At 34.2% G+C, this 19,617-nt stretch carries 22 protein-coding genes and 1 pseudogene; 10 read left to right on the top strand and 13 right to left on the bottom strand.

Annotation, left to right across the window (positions count from 1 at the left end):
- Positions 1-33: 33 nt before the first annotated feature.
- From tnpA to OUY_RS06490, 6 genes and pseudogenes are all read left to right on the top strand, one after another.
- Positions 34-425, top strand: a pseudogene (gene tnpA, locus OUY_RS04255) (IS200/IS605 family transposase).
- A 283-nt stretch (positions 426-708) separates the two neighbouring features.
- Positions 709-2,028, top strand: a complete 1,320-nt coding sequence (locus OUY_RS04250) for a magnesium transporter (RefSeq protein WP_139686776.1) — start codon at positions 709-711, stop codon at positions 2,026-2,028.
- Positions 2,015-2,215 (top strand): hypothetical protein, encoded by a 201-nt coding sequence (locus OUY_RS04245; RefSeq protein WP_139686775.1) that lies wholly within the window; start codon positions 2,015-2,017, stop codon positions 2,213-2,215. The genes OUY_RS04250 and OUY_RS04245 overlap by 14 nt, the downstream gene beginning before the upstream one ends.
- Positions 2,216-2,286: 71 nt before the next feature.
- Entirely contained in the window at positions 2,287-2,667 is a 381-nt protein-coding gene (locus OUY_RS04240) for a hypothetical protein (RefSeq protein WP_139686774.1), read from the top strand.
- A gap of 85 nt (positions 2,668-2,752) precedes the next feature.
- Positions 2,753-2,926: a hypothetical protein gene (locus OUY_RS06495; RefSeq protein ID WP_246038709.1), complete on the top strand. Its 174-nt coding sequence runs from the start codon at positions 2,753-2,755 to the stop codon at positions 2,924-2,926.
- Between the two features lie 47 nt (positions 2,927-2,973).
- Entirely contained in the window at positions 2,974-3,216 is a 243-nt protein-coding gene (locus OUY_RS06490; protein WP_246038707.1) for a hypothetical protein, read from the top strand.
- Positions 3,217-3,291: 75 nt separating this feature from the next.
- Here the strand turns inward: OUY_RS06490 and ccmE are convergent, their stop codons facing one another.
- The 11 genes from ccmE to OUY_RS04185 form a co-directional block, all read right to left on the bottom strand.
- Entirely contained in the window at positions 3,292-3,684 is a 393-nt protein-coding gene (gene ccmE / locus OUY_RS04230) for a cytochrome c maturation protein CcmE (RefSeq protein ID WP_010404099.1), read from the bottom strand.
- Positions 3,668-3,805, bottom strand: a complete 138-nt coding sequence (locus OUY_RS05930) for a CcmD-like small membrane protein (RefSeq protein ID WP_007302385.1) — start codon at positions 3,803-3,805, stop codon at positions 3,668-3,670. Before OUY_RS05930 ends, ccmE begins: the two co-directional genes overlap by 17 nt.
- Positions 3,802-4,647 carry a biotin--[acetyl-CoA-carboxylase] ligase gene (locus OUY_RS04225; RefSeq protein WP_139686773.1) on the bottom strand — a complete coding sequence of 282 codons (846 nt, stop codon included), beginning with the start codon at positions 4,645-4,647 and terminating at the stop codon, positions 3,802-3,804. The genes OUY_RS05930 and OUY_RS04225 overlap by 4 nt, the downstream gene beginning before the upstream one ends.
- A 178-nt stretch (positions 4,648-4,825) precedes the next feature.
- A complete protein-coding gene (locus OUY_RS04220) occupies positions 4,826-5,728 on the bottom strand; it encodes a hypothetical protein (RefSeq protein ID WP_139686772.1) in 903 nt (300 codons plus the stop codon).
- A gap of 48 nt (positions 5,729-5,776) precedes the next feature.
- A complete protein-coding gene (locus OUY_RS04215; protein ID WP_139686771.1) occupies positions 5,777-7,165 on the bottom strand; it encodes an NADH-quinone oxidoreductase subunit N in 1,389 nt (462 codons plus the stop codon).
- Complete coding sequence (locus OUY_RS04210; RefSeq protein ID WP_139686770.1) at positions 7,162-8,604, bottom strand: complex I subunit 4 family protein; 1,443 nt, start codon at positions 8,602-8,604, stop codon at positions 7,162-7,164. Before OUY_RS04210 ends, OUY_RS04215 begins: the two co-directional genes overlap by 4 nt.
- Before the next feature lie 3 nt (positions 8,605-8,607).
- Entirely contained in the window at positions 8,608-10,455 is a 1,848-nt protein-coding gene (gene nuoL, locus OUY_RS04205) for an NADH-quinone oxidoreductase subunit L (RefSeq protein ID WP_139686769.1), read from the bottom strand.
- A 4-nt stretch (positions 10,456-10,459) separates the two neighbouring features.
- Positions 10,460-10,768: an NADH-quinone oxidoreductase subunit NuoK gene (gene nuoK / locus OUY_RS04200; protein WP_139686768.1), complete on the bottom strand. Its 309-nt coding sequence runs from the start codon at positions 10,766-10,768 to the stop codon at positions 10,460-10,462.
- Entirely contained in the window at positions 10,759-11,346 is a 588-nt protein-coding gene (locus OUY_RS04195) for an NADH-quinone oxidoreductase subunit J (protein ID WP_029237644.1), read from the bottom strand. The genes nuoK and OUY_RS04195 overlap by 10 nt, the downstream gene beginning before the upstream one ends.
- A 64-nt stretch (positions 11,347-11,410) precedes the next feature.
- On the bottom strand, positions 11,411-11,962 hold the full coding sequence (locus OUY_RS04190; RefSeq protein ID WP_139686767.1) for a hypothetical protein: 552 nt from the start codon (positions 11,960-11,962) through the stop codon (positions 11,411-11,413).
- A gap of 223 nt (positions 11,963-12,185) precedes the next feature.
- The gene (locus OUY_RS04185) at positions 12,186-12,749 is read right to left on the bottom strand and encodes a hypothetical protein (protein ID WP_139686766.1); all 564 of its coding nucleotides are present in this window, start codon (positions 12,747-12,749) and stop codon (positions 12,186-12,188) included.
- Between the two features lie 170 nt (positions 12,750-12,919).
- On the opposite strand from OUY_RS04185, the gene OUY_RS04180 reads away from it, so the two are divergent.
- Entirely contained in the window at positions 12,920-14,833 is a 1,914-nt protein-coding gene (locus tag OUY_RS04180) for an ATP-dependent helicase (RefSeq protein ID WP_139686765.1), read from the top strand.
- Positions 14,834-14,875: 42 nt separating this feature from the next.
- Here the strand turns inward: OUY_RS04180 and OUY_RS04175 are convergent, their stop codons facing one another.
- Together OUY_RS04175 and OUY_RS04170 are read right to left on the bottom strand one after the other, a co-directional pair.
- Positions 14,876-15,631 carry an alpha/beta hydrolase gene (locus OUY_RS04175; RefSeq protein ID WP_010404057.1) on the bottom strand — a complete coding sequence of 252 codons (756 nt, stop codon included), beginning with the start codon at positions 15,629-15,631 and terminating at the stop codon, positions 14,876-14,878.
- A gap of 1 nt (position 15,632) precedes the next feature.
- Complete coding sequence (locus tag OUY_RS04170; RefSeq protein ID WP_139686764.1) at positions 15,633-16,157, bottom strand: c-type cytochrome; 525 nt, start codon at positions 16,155-16,157, stop codon at positions 15,633-15,635.
- A 298-nt stretch (positions 16,158-16,455) separates the two neighbouring features.
- Between OUY_RS04170 and ruvA the strand changes: the two genes are divergently transcribed.
- The 3 genes from ruvA (at position 16,456) to OUY_RS04155 (ending at position 19,469) form a co-directional block, all read left to right on the top strand.
- Positions 16,456-17,028: a Holliday junction branch migration protein RuvA gene (gene ruvA, locus OUY_RS04165; protein WP_007302375.1), complete on the top strand. Its 573-nt coding sequence runs from the start codon at positions 16,456-16,458 to the stop codon at positions 17,026-17,028.
- Positions 17,025-18,014, top strand: a complete 990-nt coding sequence (gene ruvB / locus OUY_RS04160; RefSeq protein ID WP_007302374.1) for a Holliday junction branch migration DNA helicase RuvB — start codon at positions 17,025-17,027, stop codon at positions 18,012-18,014. Before ruvA ends, ruvB begins: the two co-directional genes overlap by 4 nt.
- A gap of 237 nt (positions 18,015-18,251) precedes the next feature.
- Entirely contained in the window at positions 18,252-19,469 is a 1,218-nt protein-coding gene (locus OUY_RS04155; RefSeq protein ID WP_139686763.1) for a hypothetical protein, read from the top strand.
- The last annotated feature ends 148 nt before the right edge of the window (positions 19,470-19,617 follow it).

The following is a 19,617-nucleotide window of genomic DNA, read 5'->3' as shown; positions in this document are numbered from 1 at the left end:
AATATAATCTTAAGGTGAAAAATTTGAAAGAATGTGGAATATTATAGAAAAAGCAGTCACTCTGTATATATATCACATAGTGTGGATAACAAAATATCGATATCCAGTATTAGTTGGAGATATTGGTCAGAAAACTAAAGAAGTTGTACAAGAAGTATGTGGAAGCAGAAATTATCAGAGGTAGAGTTGCGTCAACATGTATACGTTTCTGTACCCCATACTTCAGTATTAGTAAGTTAGTGCAGTTAATAAAAGGAAAAAGTTCCAGCAAAACTTTCCAGAGCTGAGAAAAAGATACTGAGTTATGGTTAGTAGGCTACTTTGTAATGATAAAAAATCATATTAAAAATCACTCTAAAAAAGAAGATAAATTTGGTAAGTTGAAAGTTAGCATTCTACGCCCTCTTTCAATCTTTGGATTTTAATCCATAGTGGTTGAATTGAGATGTCATTAAGTACAAATTAAATTCTTTTATTTACTCACTTTACTCATTTTGTATAATATTCGAGAGAGCGAGTTCGAAAAGTACGCTTACCCCCACCAATATAGGTTTCAACATACCATAAAGCCAGCCTATTTATTCTATCGGGGTTTTATACTAATTCTCTAGTGATATTTGTTATTATGACTCCAATACATGCTAATTTAATTATAAATTAATCATTAAATGCTAGAACAGCTATAATTAAATTTATTAGATAATACTTATGAGTGGAAAAAAACATGTCTTTAAGATGGTACCTGGACAGCAATTTTCATGCGGATCTAGTGGATATGAAGTGTATTCTAACATTAAAAATCCTCAATCTATGAAAAAAGTCAAGCTTATATCGCTAAGCGAAGAAGACGATACGCTAGAATTATCTATAAAATTCTGTAGCGATTTTCTTGATAGATTAGGAATGTATTGCGTAGAAGAAAAACAAAACAGATATATTCGAGATGGTCAACCTGGTTATTCTAAGAACAGTAATTCATTTGCATATGACAATGATAGATTAGTTAAACTATCATTAAATTGGGGCATAGGAGATAAAACTGGTTATCATAATTTTGTAGGTGAAGAATTGAAGTACAAATATTTAACATGGGAGAAATCAGGTCTTGGTGACGATAAATATTATTTTTCAGATAAGGAAGGAAACATAATCGATTCACCTGACAACAAGATATTACAATACAGTATGCCACACCATGATACAGCAAAGTTGATAGAAGATATAACATCGTCTAAGATACCAAAGAGTGTACTAATATCAAGTGAGTTCGCCAAAACTTTTTTTAAGAACTTAACAGGAAATCAGTTAGAGACTCTTGCCGATATTCTTAATAATGAGAAATTACAGATTTTAGCAAAGAGCTTAACAAATAAACAACTACAGGTTTTAGCAGAGAACTTAACAGATGGACAATTTCTAGCTTTAGTGGATCATTTAACCAATCATCAATTACAAGCCCTTACTCACACATTGGATTCAAAAAAGTTAGGAATAATAGTCCCCTTATTAAATGAGAATCAGGTTGAGAACTTAGTAAAAGACTTTAACTCAGATCAAGTAAAACAAATTTTCCCTCACCTTAAAATGGATCAGTTCGAGATAGCGGTCAAGACAATGAAGGATGACCAGTTTGTAGAACTAATAAAAAATGCAGATGAGAAAATAATAAACACTATTTTGGACGACGCGTTGAAAAATAAACTTCCAATCTTAGTAAAAACTTTAGAAGAAGATACATTACATAATTTAATTAATAAGCTAGACCACGAGAAACTTGAAATAGTAGCTCGAGATTTAACTGATCCTAATAAGATTCAGATGGTTGTTAAGTCTTTAGTTGACAAACCAGAAAAACTTCAAGCTTTTGCTCATAATATGTCTCGTGAGCAGTTTAAAGAACTTTTGGATAACGTAGATGCAGAAGAGCTTAAAGACATCATTCACAAATTGCCTCACGAGAAAGTCATATCTGTGATTGGCGATCTTAGCAGTAAAGATCAGTCTAAAGCTATTATTGATGCATTATAAAGAGAAGTTTAATGAACAAAGTGAAACAATAAAAGGAATTTATGAGAAGTTAAAAGAATTTGAACTTCCACCTGCGTACAATGAAGCACTGGAGAGTCCATGTTCAATAACTCGTATTCTTCAAGACGCTAATGCTGAATTTGCAGCAACAGAAGGGTATGCTCAGTATGAATTTGGATACTTGTAAACTAATATTTAGGAGTTTAAAAAAATTGCACTATATGTGCAGCTAATACTAATTTTATGGAGGTAATTCATATGCAAACAGATCAAAATTTACGAAATAATATGCCTGATTTTAAATTAGAAGATAAAACGCAAGAACTTGCTCAACTTCAAACTTTCAAACTAAAATCCGGAAAAGAAAATTTTTCCAAAAAACAATTAGAAGGACCTGTAGGAGGCTTACACGTTGAAAAGATTATAGATGATTTGAAAGAAGCAATTAATACCAATATTATTAATAATTTAAATACAATAATAAAAGATGAATATAAACAAATTAAAGCACTAAATAAGACAGTTGGTAATGAAAATTCTGGTTTAGTAAAATCTCTCAATGATTTAAGAACAGATCTTACTCTTCCACCAGCTTCTCCATCACTCGATATTACTGGTGAAGAGAACGGATTGCTTTAATAAAAAAGGTAACAGCTTGCTAGCAGGCTGTTACTCTTTTCGCATGCTATTTAGATGTAGCTGAGTTAATTTTATAGGAGTTAGCATGAATAATAGTAAACAAGAAAGCGAAAATAACTTTGAAGCAATAAACCAAATGAGCGATTTCAACTTTAAAAAAATAGACGATATAGAAGTTGCAGTTAAGCCCACAAACTTTGAGGACGTTAAAAACAAGATTGCATCGATTTATTACGTCAATCAAGTTATGGATAGTTAGTCTGCGATTTAAACGAGAAGTTTGTTTCGGGCTTGCGTGTCTCAATTATGGACAACATAGCACAACTTCGAGGAGAGTCTCTTGATATGAGTAAAGCATTGGCTAATGGTTTATCTCATTTGAATAAGTTAATTCAGCAGGATGGATTTATTGATAATAATAAAGAATATAGAACATGGGCAGAAGAACTTGATCACCTAAGGGGCGAAGTTGAAGGATTAAAAGCAGCAATAATTGACCATAATAACGTAGAATGGGAAGCACCAGCTCACTCTGATATATTGTGGTAGTTAGGAAAGTAACAGCTTGCTAGCAGGCTGTTGCTTTCTTTCACATACCATTTCAATACAACTGAATTAGGAAATCTATTTTAGGACTTTCGGCTTATAGTTCTCATCATGTTTTGCAAACACCGTATCTGCAAGAAAAGTACTATTATCAAACATTTTACCTTGCACAACAACACCACTTTTTTCTGAAAACATTGGTGGAAGTATTCCCTGATATTTCACCACAACGCTTTTGTTAAAATCTGTCATCTGAAAAACTACTTCACTTTCGCTCCGTATCACGCTCTTTTCAACAACCATTCCACCAACACGGATTGGCTTTTGATTATTTGGCAAGACTATGGCTTCACTTACTGTATAGAAAAATGAGATATTTTCTTTGAGCGTTGTTAAAATAAAAAAAACTGCACAACTTAAAAAGCAGAAAATTCCTGAAGTTATAAGTAATCGCTTATGTTTCTTCTTCATTATTATCTTTCAGGCTTTCTAGAATTTTTTTACTTTTAGTATAGCAAGAAACGGTAAAAATCAAATTTCCACCAATCAGTATGAAACTAATAAGGTAAGCAAAAATTACATATGTATTCATAATGCACTGCCAATAAATAACTCACCTGCATCAAAATAAATTAAGCTTCCATCCTTTTGCTGCAACACCAATTTACCACTTTTATCTATATCAGCAAAAATTCCTTCATACAATTTGTCAGCTAACTTTACACTGATTTGCTCATTCATTTTGAATGCTTTTTTTAACCACATTTCTCTTATAGCATAAAACTCATCAAATAGCCATTGCTTTCTTAGCTTATTAAAATTTATTATTAATTCCTTTGATAGATCCATGTTAGACACAGATTCACCGTAATTGCTAATGCACGTTGTGCCTGGAAGTGGCGCATGATTGACATTAATTCCAATTCCTATAATGAGCCAATTTGAATTGGATTTTTTTTCAAGCAATATTCCGCTTATTTTCTTGCCATCGATTAGAATGTCATTCGGCCATTTATGTTGAAGATTGAGATCGTTTATGAATTGATCTCTTGTCATCCCAGTGCTTTGACACTGGGATCCAGAAGAAAAAGTATGGATTCCAGTGTCACGCACTGGAATGACACCGCAGTGGGTTTGATTATTCAAGAAATTTAACGATAATAAAGTATTTCCAACAGCAAGAGCAGTCACAAAAGTCAATTCTGTCAATTTGCTGACATCCGTTTCTTGGTTAATTATCAAGCTCGCATAGAGATTACCCTCTGGAGAAATCCAGCTTTTTCCAGTGTGTCCCCTACCTTCTGTTTGTTTATCAGCAATAATGACAGTTTCATTTGATATCCCTTTCTCAATTAAACCCAATGCTTCTTTATTAGTACTTGGAACTTCTTTGTAATGATGAATATGAAAGCCCTCAAATGTTTCAGGGATCATTTTCTTAATTCTATCAAAAATTATCCAGAAAAACTGTTGCCACGGCTAGCAGAACTTGATAATACAGGTGATTGCATACTGCTATATGAAGCCCTATTTTCATTTACGTCATAGGACATTGCTTCGGGACCGCTTTCCACATCTTCAATTATTGAGGTTGATGATTCATCTTGGTAAGCTAGTGGTTGTGTAATTGAATAATCCCAATTAGTACCTCAGAAATATAACTATCTGTCATGCTAGCTTGTGTTTCTCTCCACTTCGATTTCACCTCACTTAAACTCATCGGTAATATCACATTCGGATTTGGAAGTGATTTGGATCTACGTAAATTATTCTGTCTTGTTTTTTGAAATTCCTCAAATGCAGCCTTAAATTTCAAGAGCGAATTCGAATCATCTAATATAGCTCTAAGCGCTAGGGAAAGTTGCTGTGAAGTCTGAGATTGTTGGGGCAAATATACTGGAAGTGACATATTTTCTTGATAATTTTTGATGGAATTACTACCATCTCCCAAATTGTTGTGTGCATCCACAACAATTGACGGCAATTCAGGAAACGATTTGAGTTGATCCATGCTATTTAGAGGCGAGGTGGGTTCTGGATATGGTGGCAACGATTCCTCTGTTTGGTTAGCTTGCTGATCAGCACCATTAACCATAACGTCAGGTTGCGGTGTTTCTGTTTCTTCCACTGGATCATCAACTGGTGGTTGTTGTGGAATAGGAATAACCGACTTTTCAGGCTCTTGCGAGAGCAACGGTGGCGTAGGAGTAGGTGCATCTTTTTCTTGTACTAGACTTTGTCCTTTTTCTTCATTTTTACTTCCTGGTTCGCTACTAACCTTATTAGATTTACCCTTACTGCGTATGGCGAAAATAGTAAATGCTGCTAATGTAATTACTGAAACTAATGCAGCAACTACAGAAATGGCAAAAATTGCCAGAGGAGCTATAGAAATTACAATACCAAATTTAATTGCTAAAGCAACATAAGGAAAATATAAAACAGCTACAGTGCTCGATCCTCCTAGCAAGAGAGCGGCAATTGAAAATTTCAAAACAGTTTTTCTTTTACTCATTTTTCACCACAAAATATTAATTAATCACTAATTATAAACACTAAATTGTTAATTTGTCAATGAATTAATCAATGAGTAAAGATCTTCTGCGTACAAGAAAAGAACGAGATTGATCAGTGAAGCCACTGAAGTGATAATGAATAGACTCTTAGAATAAGCAACCTTATTACCACTAGCTTTATCAAAATACATAACTTTCATGATATTTAAATAATAGTAGCATGATATCACACTCGCTATTACAAGAATCAAAGACAGGCTGATAAAGCCAGAATTTATTAAATTTTTGAATATAAAAAATTTAGCGATAAAACCTGCAAGTGGAGGTATTCCCGACATCGAGAGTAATAGTATAGAAAGATGGAATGCTAAAATTGGTTGCTTTTTTCCTATACCAGATAAATTTGCAATATCACAATCATCATCGTCAATTTGTACTAGATATGAGAATAGCCCTATGCTTGTGATGATATATATCACCAAATACATTAAGGCACTATCTGTTCCTGCTTGTGTAAAAATAGAAAGTGAAGCAAATATAAAACCAATGTGACCAATTGAACTGTAAGCAAACAGCCTTTTTAAGTTTTGCTGACGCAAGGCCCCAAAAGCTGAGATAAGCACAGACAATGCTGAAACGTATAAGAAAATAGGCTGAACATAACTTTTTACATTTACTAACTCTTCATTCATCAATCGAATTAAAAATGTTACAAGTGCAGCTTTTGGGGCCGTAGAAAAAAACGCAGTTACTATGGTAGGTGCACCTTGATAGACATCTGGAGCCCACATATGAAAAGGAGCAATAGCAAGCTTGAAACACAAACCAATAAGGATAAAAACTAACCCAAAAACTATTCCATAAGTTATCTGATGGTTTTGCAAGAATGAACCGAGCTCAGAGAAATTGACTTGTCCTGTATATCCATAAAGCAGCGACATTCCATACAGCATAATGCAGGAAGATAGTGCACTAAGTGTAAAATATTTCACTCCTGCTTCACATGAATAAGCTGAATCTTTATTAAAGCTCGCAAGAACATACAAAGATATACTCATCAACTCAAAAGCTAAATAAAAAGAAATCAGACTATTTGCTGAAACCAAAGTTATCATGCCAAATAGCGCAAAAAGAATCAGTATTGAAAATTCATATTTATAGTCATATTTTGATAAATTCAGCATCAAAAGTATTAAAATTCCTGTGCTGAGAATTAACCCTTGGGCTGACCTGATGTATAAATTGAGTTTTAACAACGAATTAAAGAGAAAAATTTCATTGTTTTCTGCCGAAATAATTAAAATAATCAAAGTTACCACTGTGCAGCCAAGTGCTAATAAGTTGATAGTTCGGCGGTTAAATATAATTCCAAGCAGTAGCAACACTAACGAGGAGATAATAGAGAACATTTCCGGCAATATCTGTATATAATTCATAGCGCATTATATTTGACTAACAAATTTGCCATACATGGCTTCAAATAATTCAGTGCAAGGGTTGGGTAAAATCCAAGCAAAATAACAAACACTGCAAGCAGAATTAAGACAGAAAGTTCTATGCTATCCAAACGGTTATTTAATAATTTAGAATAGCTAACCCCCCATATTATTTGCTTACATAAATTCAGCATATAAACTGCGCTTAAAATAGTGCCAAGTGCGATAAATCCTGTAAAAAACCCTATGCTCTTAAACATCCCAACCATAGCCAAAAACTCACCTGCGAACCCAGATGTTCCAGGTAGCCCTATTGAAGCCATTGAAAATAAAATGAACATAAAACCAAATTTTGGCATTGTGTTTACTATGCCAAAATATTTTGCAATCTCCAAAGTCCCAGTTCGAGTATATAGCATTCCAACACATAAAAATAAAGCAGCAGAAATAAGGCCATGACTAATCATTTGAAATATACTACCCAGTACTCCTTCCTCACAAAATGAAAAGAGGCCAGCGGTAACGATCCCCATATGTGCTATTGAAGAATAAGCTATTAACTTCTTTATATCATCTTGAGCAAACGCAACTAGCGAAGCATATATCACCGCAATAATGCTCAGCACAACAACGAAATTTGAAAAATACAAACTTGCCTGAGGAAGCATTGGAATAGAAAACCTTAAAAATCCATATCCCCCCATTTTAATAAGCAAGCCAGCTAAAATCACAGACCCAGAAGTTGGTGATTGCACATGTGCATCAGGAAGCCAAGTGTGAAATGGAAACATCGGTACTTTTATTGCAAAAGAAATAAAAAATGCAATCCACAGCAATGACTGCACTTCAAGATCAAGGCTTGGCACTAATGTAGCTAATTTTTGTATACTAAACGTTCCAAAAACACTATAGATGTATACCAACCCAAGTAGAAATAATAATGAGCCAGTTAATGTATAAAGAAATAACTTAAACGTCGCATATATCCTTTGCTTCCCTCCCCAAATGCCAATAATAAAGAACATTGGTATTAAGACAGCTTCAAAAAACACATAAAAGCTTATAGCATTCAGTGAAACGAAAAAACCGACTACAAAACTCTCAAGCAGTAGAAATAATGCCATATAGGCTTTTAGGGTCGTATAACTCATTTTGCAATTATAGAGCATACAAATAACAAATAAAAAGGTCGTAAGTAGAAGGAAAAGCAACGATATTCCATCCACCCCTATTCCAATATCTCTTACTGGATAGCTGACAAACTGAAAGTCCGTATTGTTATAATCAAATTCTATACAAGCTACAATGCTAAGCAAAAATGGAAGTACAGCAAAAAATAGGGCAAGGAATCTTAAGTGTATAGATTGATGATTAATCCTGATCGAGGATAAAATCAACGCTCCTATCAGTGGAAGCAAGAATATACTAAGTAACAACACCTTCTATTTAATTCCAATAATATATAAAGCACCGATTATTAAAGTAACAAACATAATAAATGCATAATCAAATATATAACCAGTTTGTAACTTTATAGAACTTTTTGAACATTCATTAACCAACCTTACAACACCATTTGGTCCAAATGAATCAATAGCCTTAACATCAAACTTCCATAGAAGCCTAGATATAAACCTTATCGGTGCAATTATAACAAACTCATACACCTCATCAAAGTACCATTTATTCTGCAAAAACTTAAGTAAAAATTTACTCTTAATTTGCCTAATTACTTGATATTGGTAAATTAGGTACGCAAGTGCTATTCCACTTAGGCTTGCTAAGGTTGGCAGTAGTTTTATAAAGAAATTATGAACTCCATGCTCATCAATCATCACTAAACTTGATTTCCAAAACGCATTACTAGTTATGTTCAAAATATTTGCTCCCCATATTCCAGAAAATACTGATCCAAAAGCGAGTATCAGTAATGGTATAAGCATAATCTTTGGTGCCTCATGTATATTAATTTTACTTTGTTTTTGGCTGTGGAACACAAGAAGCAATAACCTCCAAGAGTAAAACGCTGTGAAGAATGCAACAACTAAGCTTATTACAAAAGCAAAGCTATCCGTGCTATAAGCATGTTCAATTATCAAATCCTTTGAGTAAAAACCTGCAAATGGAAATATTCCAGAAAGCGCAAGAGATCCAATCCACATGAGAGTATAAGTGCAAGGGATTTTCTTCCAGCAATTTCCCATTTTCTGAATGTTTTGCTCATGATGCATTGCATGAATCACATTGCCAGCACCAAGAAATAGTAGAGCTTTAAAAAAAGCGTGTGTCATTAAATGAAAAATAGCAACATTGTAAGCAGAAAGCCCACATGCCATGAACATATAACCAAGTTGACTGCAGGTTGAATAAGCAATTATTTTTTTTATATCGTTCTGAGTAATCGCAACCGTAGCTGCAAAGAAAGCAGTAAGTGCCCCAACAATAACTATTAATTCTCGTGCCACATTTGATAGCTCAAATAATGGAGAACATTTTGCTACTAAAAATATACCTGCTGTTACCATCGTTGCTGCGTGAATGAGTGCAGAAACAGGGGTTGGCCCTTCCATTGCATCTGGCAACCAAACATGTAAACCAAGCTGTGCAGATTTACCCATACAGCCAATAAAAAGTAATATGCATATTATATGAGTTACTTTGAATTCACAGCAGAATGCTCTAATGTTCTGCGTGCCAAGAAGATCAGTTGTATCAAAAACTTCAGTAAAATTCAAAGAGTGAAATGTATAATAAATAAGAAAGATTCCAATCAATAGTGCAAAGTCTCCTACCCTATTCACAACAAATGCTTTAATTGCTGCATTATTTGCAGAATATTTTTGGAACCAAAATCCTATGAGTAAATAAGAACACAGGCCAACCCCTTCCCAGCCAAAAAAAAGCTGCACGAAATTATCGCTTACAACCAGCACAATCATGCAAAACGTAAATAGCGATAGGTAAGAAAAAAACCTCGACTTCCCTTTGTCATGCTCCATATAACCGATAGAATAGAGGTGGACTACTAGTGAAACGGTGGTAATGACAGTAAGCATTAAGGATGAGAGAGCATCCACACTAATTGCCCAATTTACTTTTAATACACTTAATGAAAATAGAGGAAATAAACTCAAGTGATAATTTTCAGAGAAGGTGAGAAAAACATACCAAGATAAAACTGCAGATATTCCAATCCCTGCCGTTGTAACTAACTGACTTTTTCTAAAAAATGCTCCAAACAATGAACCAAAAAGTGGCAGAAATACTATTAATTTCAGTATATCCATCATACTTTCATTCTTTCATTAAATTTGCTTGTTCAACGTCTATATTGCCACGGCTTCTATAATATACAACCAATATTGCAAGCCCAACTCCTGACTCTGCTGCCGCAACAGTCAACACAAACATCACAAAAATTTGCCCAGCTATATCATTCATAAAGGCAGAAAAAGCAACTAGATTGATATTAATTGCCAGCAATAATATTTCTATTGATAACAGTATATTGATTATGCTCTTACGGTTAATGAAAATACCACACACGCCAATAGTGAACAAAACAGCAGCAATTATCAAAAAGTGATTTAATCCTATTTCCATTCCACTCCTTTTCCAAATTTAGCCTTAATCAATTTTACAGATGAAGATTGTGTCAATTGCTTTAACACGTTCTGTTTTCTAACTCCTTTTTTCTTTTCCTGCAAAGTAAGAGCAATTGCACCAACAATTGCAACAAGCAGCAGAATACCAGAAAGATGAAAAGCGTACATGTAGTCAGTGTAGAGCAAATTACCGATAGCTTTCACGTTATTGTTATTATAGTTTATAACATTGCTTATATTCGGTTCTGAACTGCGAATTACAAAGCTGATGATTAGAAAAAACACAACACATAATATAGCACCAAGAGTGAAATGCTTTGCAAAACCCTGATGCAATCTTATGTAGTCAATATCGAGCATCATGACTACAAAGAGGAATAACACTGCAACTGCACCGATGTATACTATCAGCATCATCATAGCGATGAATTCAGCTCCAAGGAGAATAAAAAGAACTGCAGAATTAACGAAGGTGAAAATTAAAAATAATACTGCATGCACAGGATTCCTTACACTAATTACGCATACAGCAGATAAAATGCTAAGAATTGCAAAAAAATAAAAGAAAAAAGGCATTAACGTACTACTTTCAACGCTACTTACCTAATTAAAGCACTATTACAATAAAGTCAATATCATATTAAATATTTGAAACTCTACCCTTACTTAACCATTGAGGGGTAAGCACTTCTCTCAAGGCGGTCAATGTATCTATTTCTGGCTTTTTTTCCTTCTTTTTACTGACTTCTTCATAAATTTTTGCAATACCAAGTATTAATGCACTAATTACAGGGACTGCTATAAAGACTCCTCCAAGAACTGGATTACCTGTAGCACATAACATCACTCCAATTGCTATAAAACTGACAACAGCAACACCTAAAGCGCTATACATACCTGCATTATCATAAGGGTTTTGCAGTTCGTGAGAGGTTGTTTGTAATTGGCCACTATTCATATCTATTTTAGTGCCAGCTGAAGGAACAGCTAATCCTTCTGTTCCTTCACGCTTTAGTGGTTTACAGCCTCCTGGTGTAGGTTGGGTGCCTTGTAAATCATTCTCAGTATCGCCTGGAAAAGATTCCTTAGACTGCAAACTTACTTCTGCAAGTGCTGTTGTTTTAAGATTTTGATCTTGTGTTATGTTGATAGGAGGGCTTAGCTCTTTATATTGCTTTAATGATGGTTCCATGAGATCTTCAATGTTACCCAATATTTGTTAAAATTTCCATGGTTAATCTTTAGCAATTCTTTTACACAATGTATCAGCTTCCATTCATGAATAGATTTTCCTAGTTTACTAGGTTTATCCCAAATATCACCTACAATAACATTATTGACTCTAATAAGCAGACTTACATGGATATCATGATTAAAGTTATTTTTTGAATGAATAATTAAATTCCTTAATTCTTTTAGCTTATTATCGTAAGCCTCTTCGTCATATTGTTTAGCTGTATTTTTATCTGAAGTAGCATAAAGAGATTGAGGGTTTTTTTTACGCAATCTTTTAGTTCTTGTTTTTTCTCGTATTTAATTTTAATGCCTTTTATAAATTCGTTGGTTTCTTCAGTCATTTTTATTTGCACCTTTTCAGCAAAATATCTGACCAATACAATATGACTTTTCATCCTATTTGACGCTCTAGATTTATCCTCATCAACATACGATTTTAACTCCTTTATAATCTCTTCAGGATTATTAAAATGCTTAGTTAGGTATTTGATAAATTTGAGGTCTGTTTCCGTATCACTTTTTAACCTCTTTTTATTTTTATCCTCTAATTCTTCGAGTTCTTTTTCTAACTCACTGATCTCTTTTTCTAACTCCTCTATAGCCTTGTGAAACTCCAGAGATATCAAGTGATCGATCCAGCCATACCAGTCATATTCAGATTTATCTTCTGATAGCTCATTGTGGTCTGCAAAACGCACTTTTCTTTGTTGTAATTGTTCTTGACCATTTAAATTAGCAAACATATTTATTATCTATTTACTATTATTAGTATATATTTCAATATTACCTAAAATTTTAACATTTGTCAATCCAGGTACCTACTGTTTGAAATAAACTGGAAGCAAGCAACAAAAACTTTACAGAGCGCAAGTAGTAAGATTAACTTACTGCAGCTATAATTTATAGGGCTACAATGAACGATTATCTCTCGCTGCTAAATCCAGAACAACAATCAGCTGTAACTAACATAGATGGACCAGTTTTAATACTGGCAGGAGCCGGAACGGGAAAAACAAGAACGATCACTTCAAGAATAGCGCACATAATTCGAAATGGCTACGCTTACTCCGATGAGATCTTAGCAGTTACATTCACGAACAAAGCAGCAAATGAAATGATATCAAGAGTGCTTGAACTTACGGGCACAAATATACCATGGCTTGGCACCTTCCACGCAATTGCAGCAAAAATTTTACGTTATCATGCTGAAATTGTTGGCTTAAATTCCAATTTCACAATCATTGGTGTGGATGATCAATTACAGGTAATAAAAAATATTATTAATGAAATCAGCCCTGATTACCTATCAGAAAAATGTAAGACCATTATGAATATTATTCAGCAATGGAAAGAGAAGTGTTTATTGCCGTCTGAAGTGGAAGATGTTCAATCATTTAGGCAAGTATACGTGACTGCACTCAAAGTCTATCACCAATATCAGGAAAGGTTGAAATTTCTTAACTCTGTTGATTTTGGTGACTTATTGTTATATAACATACAACTTTTTAATCAAAAGACCGAGGTTCTGTCCTACTACCAAAACAAGTTTAAATATATTATGGTAGATGAATATCAAGATACAAATGCAATACAATATCTTTGGCTAAAATACCTTGCAAAAGAGCACTCAAATATTTGTTGTGTAGGAGATGACGATCAATCGATATACAGTTGGCGTGGTGCAGAAGTTGAAAATATTTTGAAATTTTCCGATGATTTTAAAAATGCAAAAACCGTTAAACTGGAGTGTAACTACAGGTCAACATCCCACATACTTGCAACTGCATCATATGTTATCAATCACAATAAGACTCGCTTAGAAAAAAAGTTGTGGACAACAAACATTGAAGGGGAAAAGGTAAATCTAATAAAATTATGGGACGGGAAAGCTGAAGCAAGTTTCATAAGCGAACAGATATTAAAGCTCAATAAATACAGATTTAGTGACATTGCAGTGCTCGTAAGAGCGACTTTTCAAACTAGAGTGCTCGAAGAGTATTTTATAAAATATTCAATTCCCTGTAGGATTATAAGTGGCGTAAAATTCTACGAACGTCAAGAAGTAAGGGATATAATTGCATATTTGAGGCTTGTTACAAATAATAATGATGATCTCGCTTTTGAAAGGATCGTAAATCGTCCAAAAAGAAGCATAGGAGCTACAACTCTAAAGAAAATATACACGACTGCTCAGGATAACAAAATTTCTTTTTTTCAGGTAGCAAAAATATTGGTTAATAGTGATCAAGTAACCGAAAGAATTAAACTCTCACTAAATGATTTTTTAAATAAAATTAAAGCTTGGGAAGAAATAGTAAGCGTAAAACCACTGCATGAATTTGTTAAAATCGTAGCAAATCAATCAGGATATATGGAAATGCTTGAGAATGAAGGAGTGACGGGTTTAGCGCGAATAGAAAATGTTAAAGAGCTCATTTCATCTTTGAAGAATTTTGACAGCACTATAACCTTCTTGGAGCATATTAGTTTGGTGATGGAAGTGGATAATATGAATAGCGATGACACTGTATATGTTATGACTCTTCATGCGGCTAAAGGGCTTGAATTCCCGTGCGTGTTTTTACCTGGTTGGGAAGAAGGATTATTTCCTCATCAAAGATCTTTTGAAGATAAAAGTGGTAAAGCTTTAGAAGAAGAGAGAAGACTTGCATATGTTGGCATAACTAGAGCAAAAGAAAGGTTGATCATTTCATGTGCAGATAGGAGGGAAATTAATAATCAGTGGCAACCAATGCGCACTTCTCGATTTATTAAAGAATTGCCAAGAGAAAATGTTGAGGTGATCAAGAATAGTGCCTACTGTTGAAGCTATAACTGCAGCTCTTACGACAAACACATCTGAATTACTTCAATTATATATTTCTCCTGGCAAAAATTCTCTGATGGTCTTAAATAAAATTTTCAGTGAATGATTATCAGACATGTTGTGTTCTGCTGATTTTATTAAGTGTACTTCAACGTCTGTTGACTTAATTTTTTCAGCTAAATTCAATGAAGTTTGATAAGGAACATCTTTATCATTAATGCTATGCAATAAGCGCACAGGACAGTTTATATCTATTGCTTCTCTGTTTAAAAGAAGGTTCTTTCTACCGTCTTCGATCAGATTTTTAGTTATTTTGTATGCACAATGCTCCGAAGTAAAATCTATTACACCTTTAGAGCTTAGCTCTTCTTTTTGCTTGTCTGACAATTGCTTGAATATTAAATCTTCAGTGAAGTCAGGAGCAGATGATATGCCGATTAATGCTGCAATTTTTTCTGGAAATTGAAGAGCAGTGAGCAGCATCAGCCATCCTCCCATACTTGAACCTATAATTATTTGTTTATTGCTAGTTAATTCACTTATCACTTTAGCACAATTTTTTTGCCAATCACTTATTGTATAATCAGCAAAATCACCGCTTGAATTACCATGGCCAAAATAATCAAAGAGCACAAGTGCTATATCATTTTCTTGGCAAAATTTGTAAACGGCAGTTGCTTTAGTTCCATCCATATTGGATGCAAAACCACTAAAAAAAACTATAGAAGCCTTCTTTCCTTGTAGCTTTCGATATGCTATATGGCCATTACTTCCATCGAGTAATTTACAATAATTCATACTACTTTGGCAAGGCAACCGGACTATCGCTCATCGAACGCAAATAGCTGACTAGATCTGCAATCTCTTGTGGATTGAAAATGCCTGCAAATGCCATACGTGTACCTTTTATGTAGGCTTTTGGATTTTTTAAAAAAGCAAATAACTCCTCATACTCCCATTTCCCACCTTTTTCAAGTAGTGCTTTTGAGTAATTGAATGAGCTGCCAAGATGGGCCTTTTTATTTCCAACCACGTTCCATAAGTTTGGCCCCACTTTATTCATTCCACCCTTCTCAAAACTATGACAAGCTATACATTTTTTTGCTGCTGACTTGCCTTTTTCAAAGCTAGCATTCTGCATGAGCTCTCCAATATCAAGTGCCACTTGTTCAATCTTTTGTTGAGGCTCATTGCTGGCTGCTACTATTGTTTGGTGTTCAATTTTATAATCCTCTGGGTTGTAGAGCATATCAACTACATTACTAACTATCATAATTATTAATCCAGAAAGTAAAATCGATGCTGCAATCTTATTAAGCTCCATAGTTAATTCTTATCAAGTAATGTTACTTAAATTATGCAAATATTTTCGCAAACAGTAAACAATTAGCTTTATTTCACCAAAGATAGAAATTTCTATTACTTAGCTAAGTTAGGAGACTGCAATTCTATTTCTATCGGAGTAACTTGTGGTTCAATTACATAATGATCTGGAATAACATATTAAAATAGATTTCCTGCAAACTTGTCTGCAATGATTGAAACTGGAACTACTTCTATAATGTTCGTTTGCTTGACCTAAGATTCAGGAGCATTTAAACTGAATTTTTAAAGTACTAGAAATGATAGGAAATCTAAGAGGAATAGTTGATGAGGTGTGTAGCGATCACATAATCCTGAATGTGAATGATGTTGGCTACATAGTATATCTTTCAGCCAAAACTTTAAGTGCTTGTTCGATTGGAAGTAGAGTAAAATTACTTATCGACACTTATGCAAATAGCAGAGAAAACGTTACTCAGCTATATGGCTTTATAAGTAAAGAAGAACAGCAGTGTCTGCGTTTATTAGTTAAAGTGAGCGGTGTCAGCTATAAAACCGCAATGTCAATTTTGAGCAAATTAACTCCAGAGCAACTGTTTTTGGCAATTATAAATGAGGATAAACTAGCACTTAAGGTGAGTGGACTTGGCCTGAAACTCATAAATCGAATTATTACTGAGCTGAATGGCAAAGTAAGTAAATTAGAGATAAATAACAATCATTTTCACTCAATTAGTGAAGATGCTCTTTCAGCTTTGATCAATCTTGGATATGAAAGAACAAAAGCTTATGATACAATAAAAAAAATAGAAGATGAATCACCAAACTTGGACACTAAAGATATTATTCGTATGGCGCTTAAAACAATATGAAGTCAATATCATGTAGTAAGGAATACTCTGAAGATGTACGTAATTTAAATATCCGGCCTGAGCAACTTGATGATTTTGTCGGGCAAAAAGACTTAATACAAAATTTAAAAGTGTTTATAAATGCTGCACAGACGAGAGCTGAAGCTTTGGATCACGTATTGCTCTATGGTCCTCCAGGGCTTGGTAAAACAACTTTAGCACAAATTGTCTCTAAGGAGTTAAGGGTTAGCTTTCGTGCAACTTCTGGTCCATTGCTTAGTAAAGCTGGGGACTTAGCTGCAGTGCTCACTACTTTAAATGCAAAAGATGTTCTATTTATCGATGAGATCCATAGATTAAATCGTAGCATTGAGGAAGTTTTATATACTGCTATGGAAGATTTTTGCCTAGATATACTAGTAGGTGAGGGCCCATCTACCAGAACTTTAAGAATAGATTTACCACCATTTACACTGATTGGGGCAACAACACGGCTTGGACTGCTTTCTGCACCGCTGAGGGATCGTTTTGGTATTCCCCTGCATCTTGAGTTTTATTCTTTTGAGGAACTGGTTGATATTATAAAAAGAGGTGCAAGAGTTCTTTGTGCTGAAATCGAAAAGGATGCTGTGCAGGAAATTGCCTGCCGCGCCCGTGGTACTCCAAGAATTGCTTTGAGATTACTCAGAAGAATAAGAGATTTTGTTGAAGTAAAAGATGATAAAAAAATTACCTGTGAAATTGCCGGTTCTGCACTATCAAAATTGGGTATAGATAAAATGGGACTAAATAAATTAGATATGGATTATCTGAGATTTTTGTTTAACACCTCAGGACCTGTTGGAATTGACACCATATCTATTGCACTATCTGAAGATGTTGGCAATATTGAAGAAACAGTAGAACCTTATTTAATCAAGGTCAGTTTCGTAAAGCGCACACCAAGAGGACGTGTTTTAACTGATCAAGCAAGGGAATATCTCAGCATTAATTCAGTGGTATGCTAGTATTACACTAAACATTATAATATTCTCTTATTATATGATTTGCGGGTGTTTTAGAGGCAAATAAGAAAGTCTTCTGTTATAGTGAATATGTTCTTGAAAAATTACGTAATATATGCTAGGATATATATAGTATGAATGTAAAATATCAATAATTTATTGATATTTTTTAAGATTAATACTTATTAAATACTTCATATTGTAAGATTGAGTTATTGTATTTTATAGACTTAAGATAAAATGGTAAAAAGCTTTCTAAGCAATTATAGAAACAGTAATTCAATTAATGGAGAAAAAGCAATGAAAAATTTTTTAATCAATAACAACGAAGAGGACGGTAGCTCAATCTACATTAATCGAATCAGAGAGCAAGATCTCTCTGCAGAGCAGAAGCTCAATGAATTAAAAGGATTCATGGAGGAGCTTGCTAGGAAAGCTGAGCTCAAGAGAATAGAGCTTGAGCGTCAGGCTGCGAGTTGCATTGATGAAACATTATCTCAAGTAGAGCTACAGATACAAGATAATGAGGGTTACTTTACTGATAATAATCAAGGGGTATTCGCAAATTTCCTTGAATCCCTCTTTAATCTTTTTGAAGTAAATGTAGATCCGAAAGTCTACAAAATGTTCAAGGAGAAGAAAGAGAAAAATCTACTTCTTTCGATAATTAAGTTTTTGCGTGATAAGCTTAAGGAATTAGTTAAAAAGATCTTCAAAAAAGATTTAGATTTAAGTTGGGATAAAAGGCTAGACAAAGAGATAAAAGAATTGCAGGAGAAATTACTCAGTGGTGGGTCATCTCCGGAAGAGGAAATAGCAATACTCGAACGTTTGCAAGCGTTGCAAAATTTAAAATTGAAGCTTCAAACTTTTCTCGTGGGCTCAGTCATTGCAATGTTTGCAGAAATTTTTGCAGTTGATTTAGCAGCAGTAGTAGAGCAAGATGTAACTGAGGAAAAAGGAGACAAAAAAGCAGAAAAAACAGAATCAAAAGAAGTTCGTCAAGAAATAGAAACAAAAGTGAATGAAATCACACCAATTTCCCTATTTAATTTTTCATCTCAAGTTCCAATGCCAATCACTCTGAATAAGCAAGAACGTGCTATTTTACCAAAGCCTATAGAAAAATTAGTAGACACTCTACCTAAACCTGTTATAAGTCACAAAAATAGTGAAGTACAAAAACTGGAAAAAATGAATAAAGAAAAGAAAGAAGCAAAAGAAGAGAAAACTGAAAAACCAAAATTAGCTGTCTGTCCACCCGCTCCAGAGCGACACAGGAGAGTGAAAAGGAACAACACAGAAAAGAAGGATTTAGGGAAGAAACGCAAAGGAGAAGAGTCTTCTCCTAAGAGTCAGCAAAAAGCTGCTAATGCTGCTGTGGAACTGCCAGGAGGATTAACTGATGGTGTAAGAGTTGAAAATCATGCTTCTTCAGTCAAAGAGAGAGGTGTGTAAAGGTTCTCTCTCTTTTTTTCATTCCAGACTGGTTTTTTATCTGGATTCCAGCATCAAGTGCTGGAATGACATGGCGGAATGTCATCTAAGTAGCTCTCTCTTGTCATTTCAGTAGCCCCTTTGATGTCATCCCAGTCTGGGATCCAGA

Source organism: Wolbachia endosymbiont of Leptopilina clavipes (genome assembly GCF_006334525.1).
GTDB lineage: Bacteria > Pseudomonadota > Alphaproteobacteria > Rickettsiales > Anaplasmataceae > Wolbachia.
Note: the sequence above shows the minus strand (reverse complement) of the source record. Positions and strands in the feature narration are given on the sequence as shown.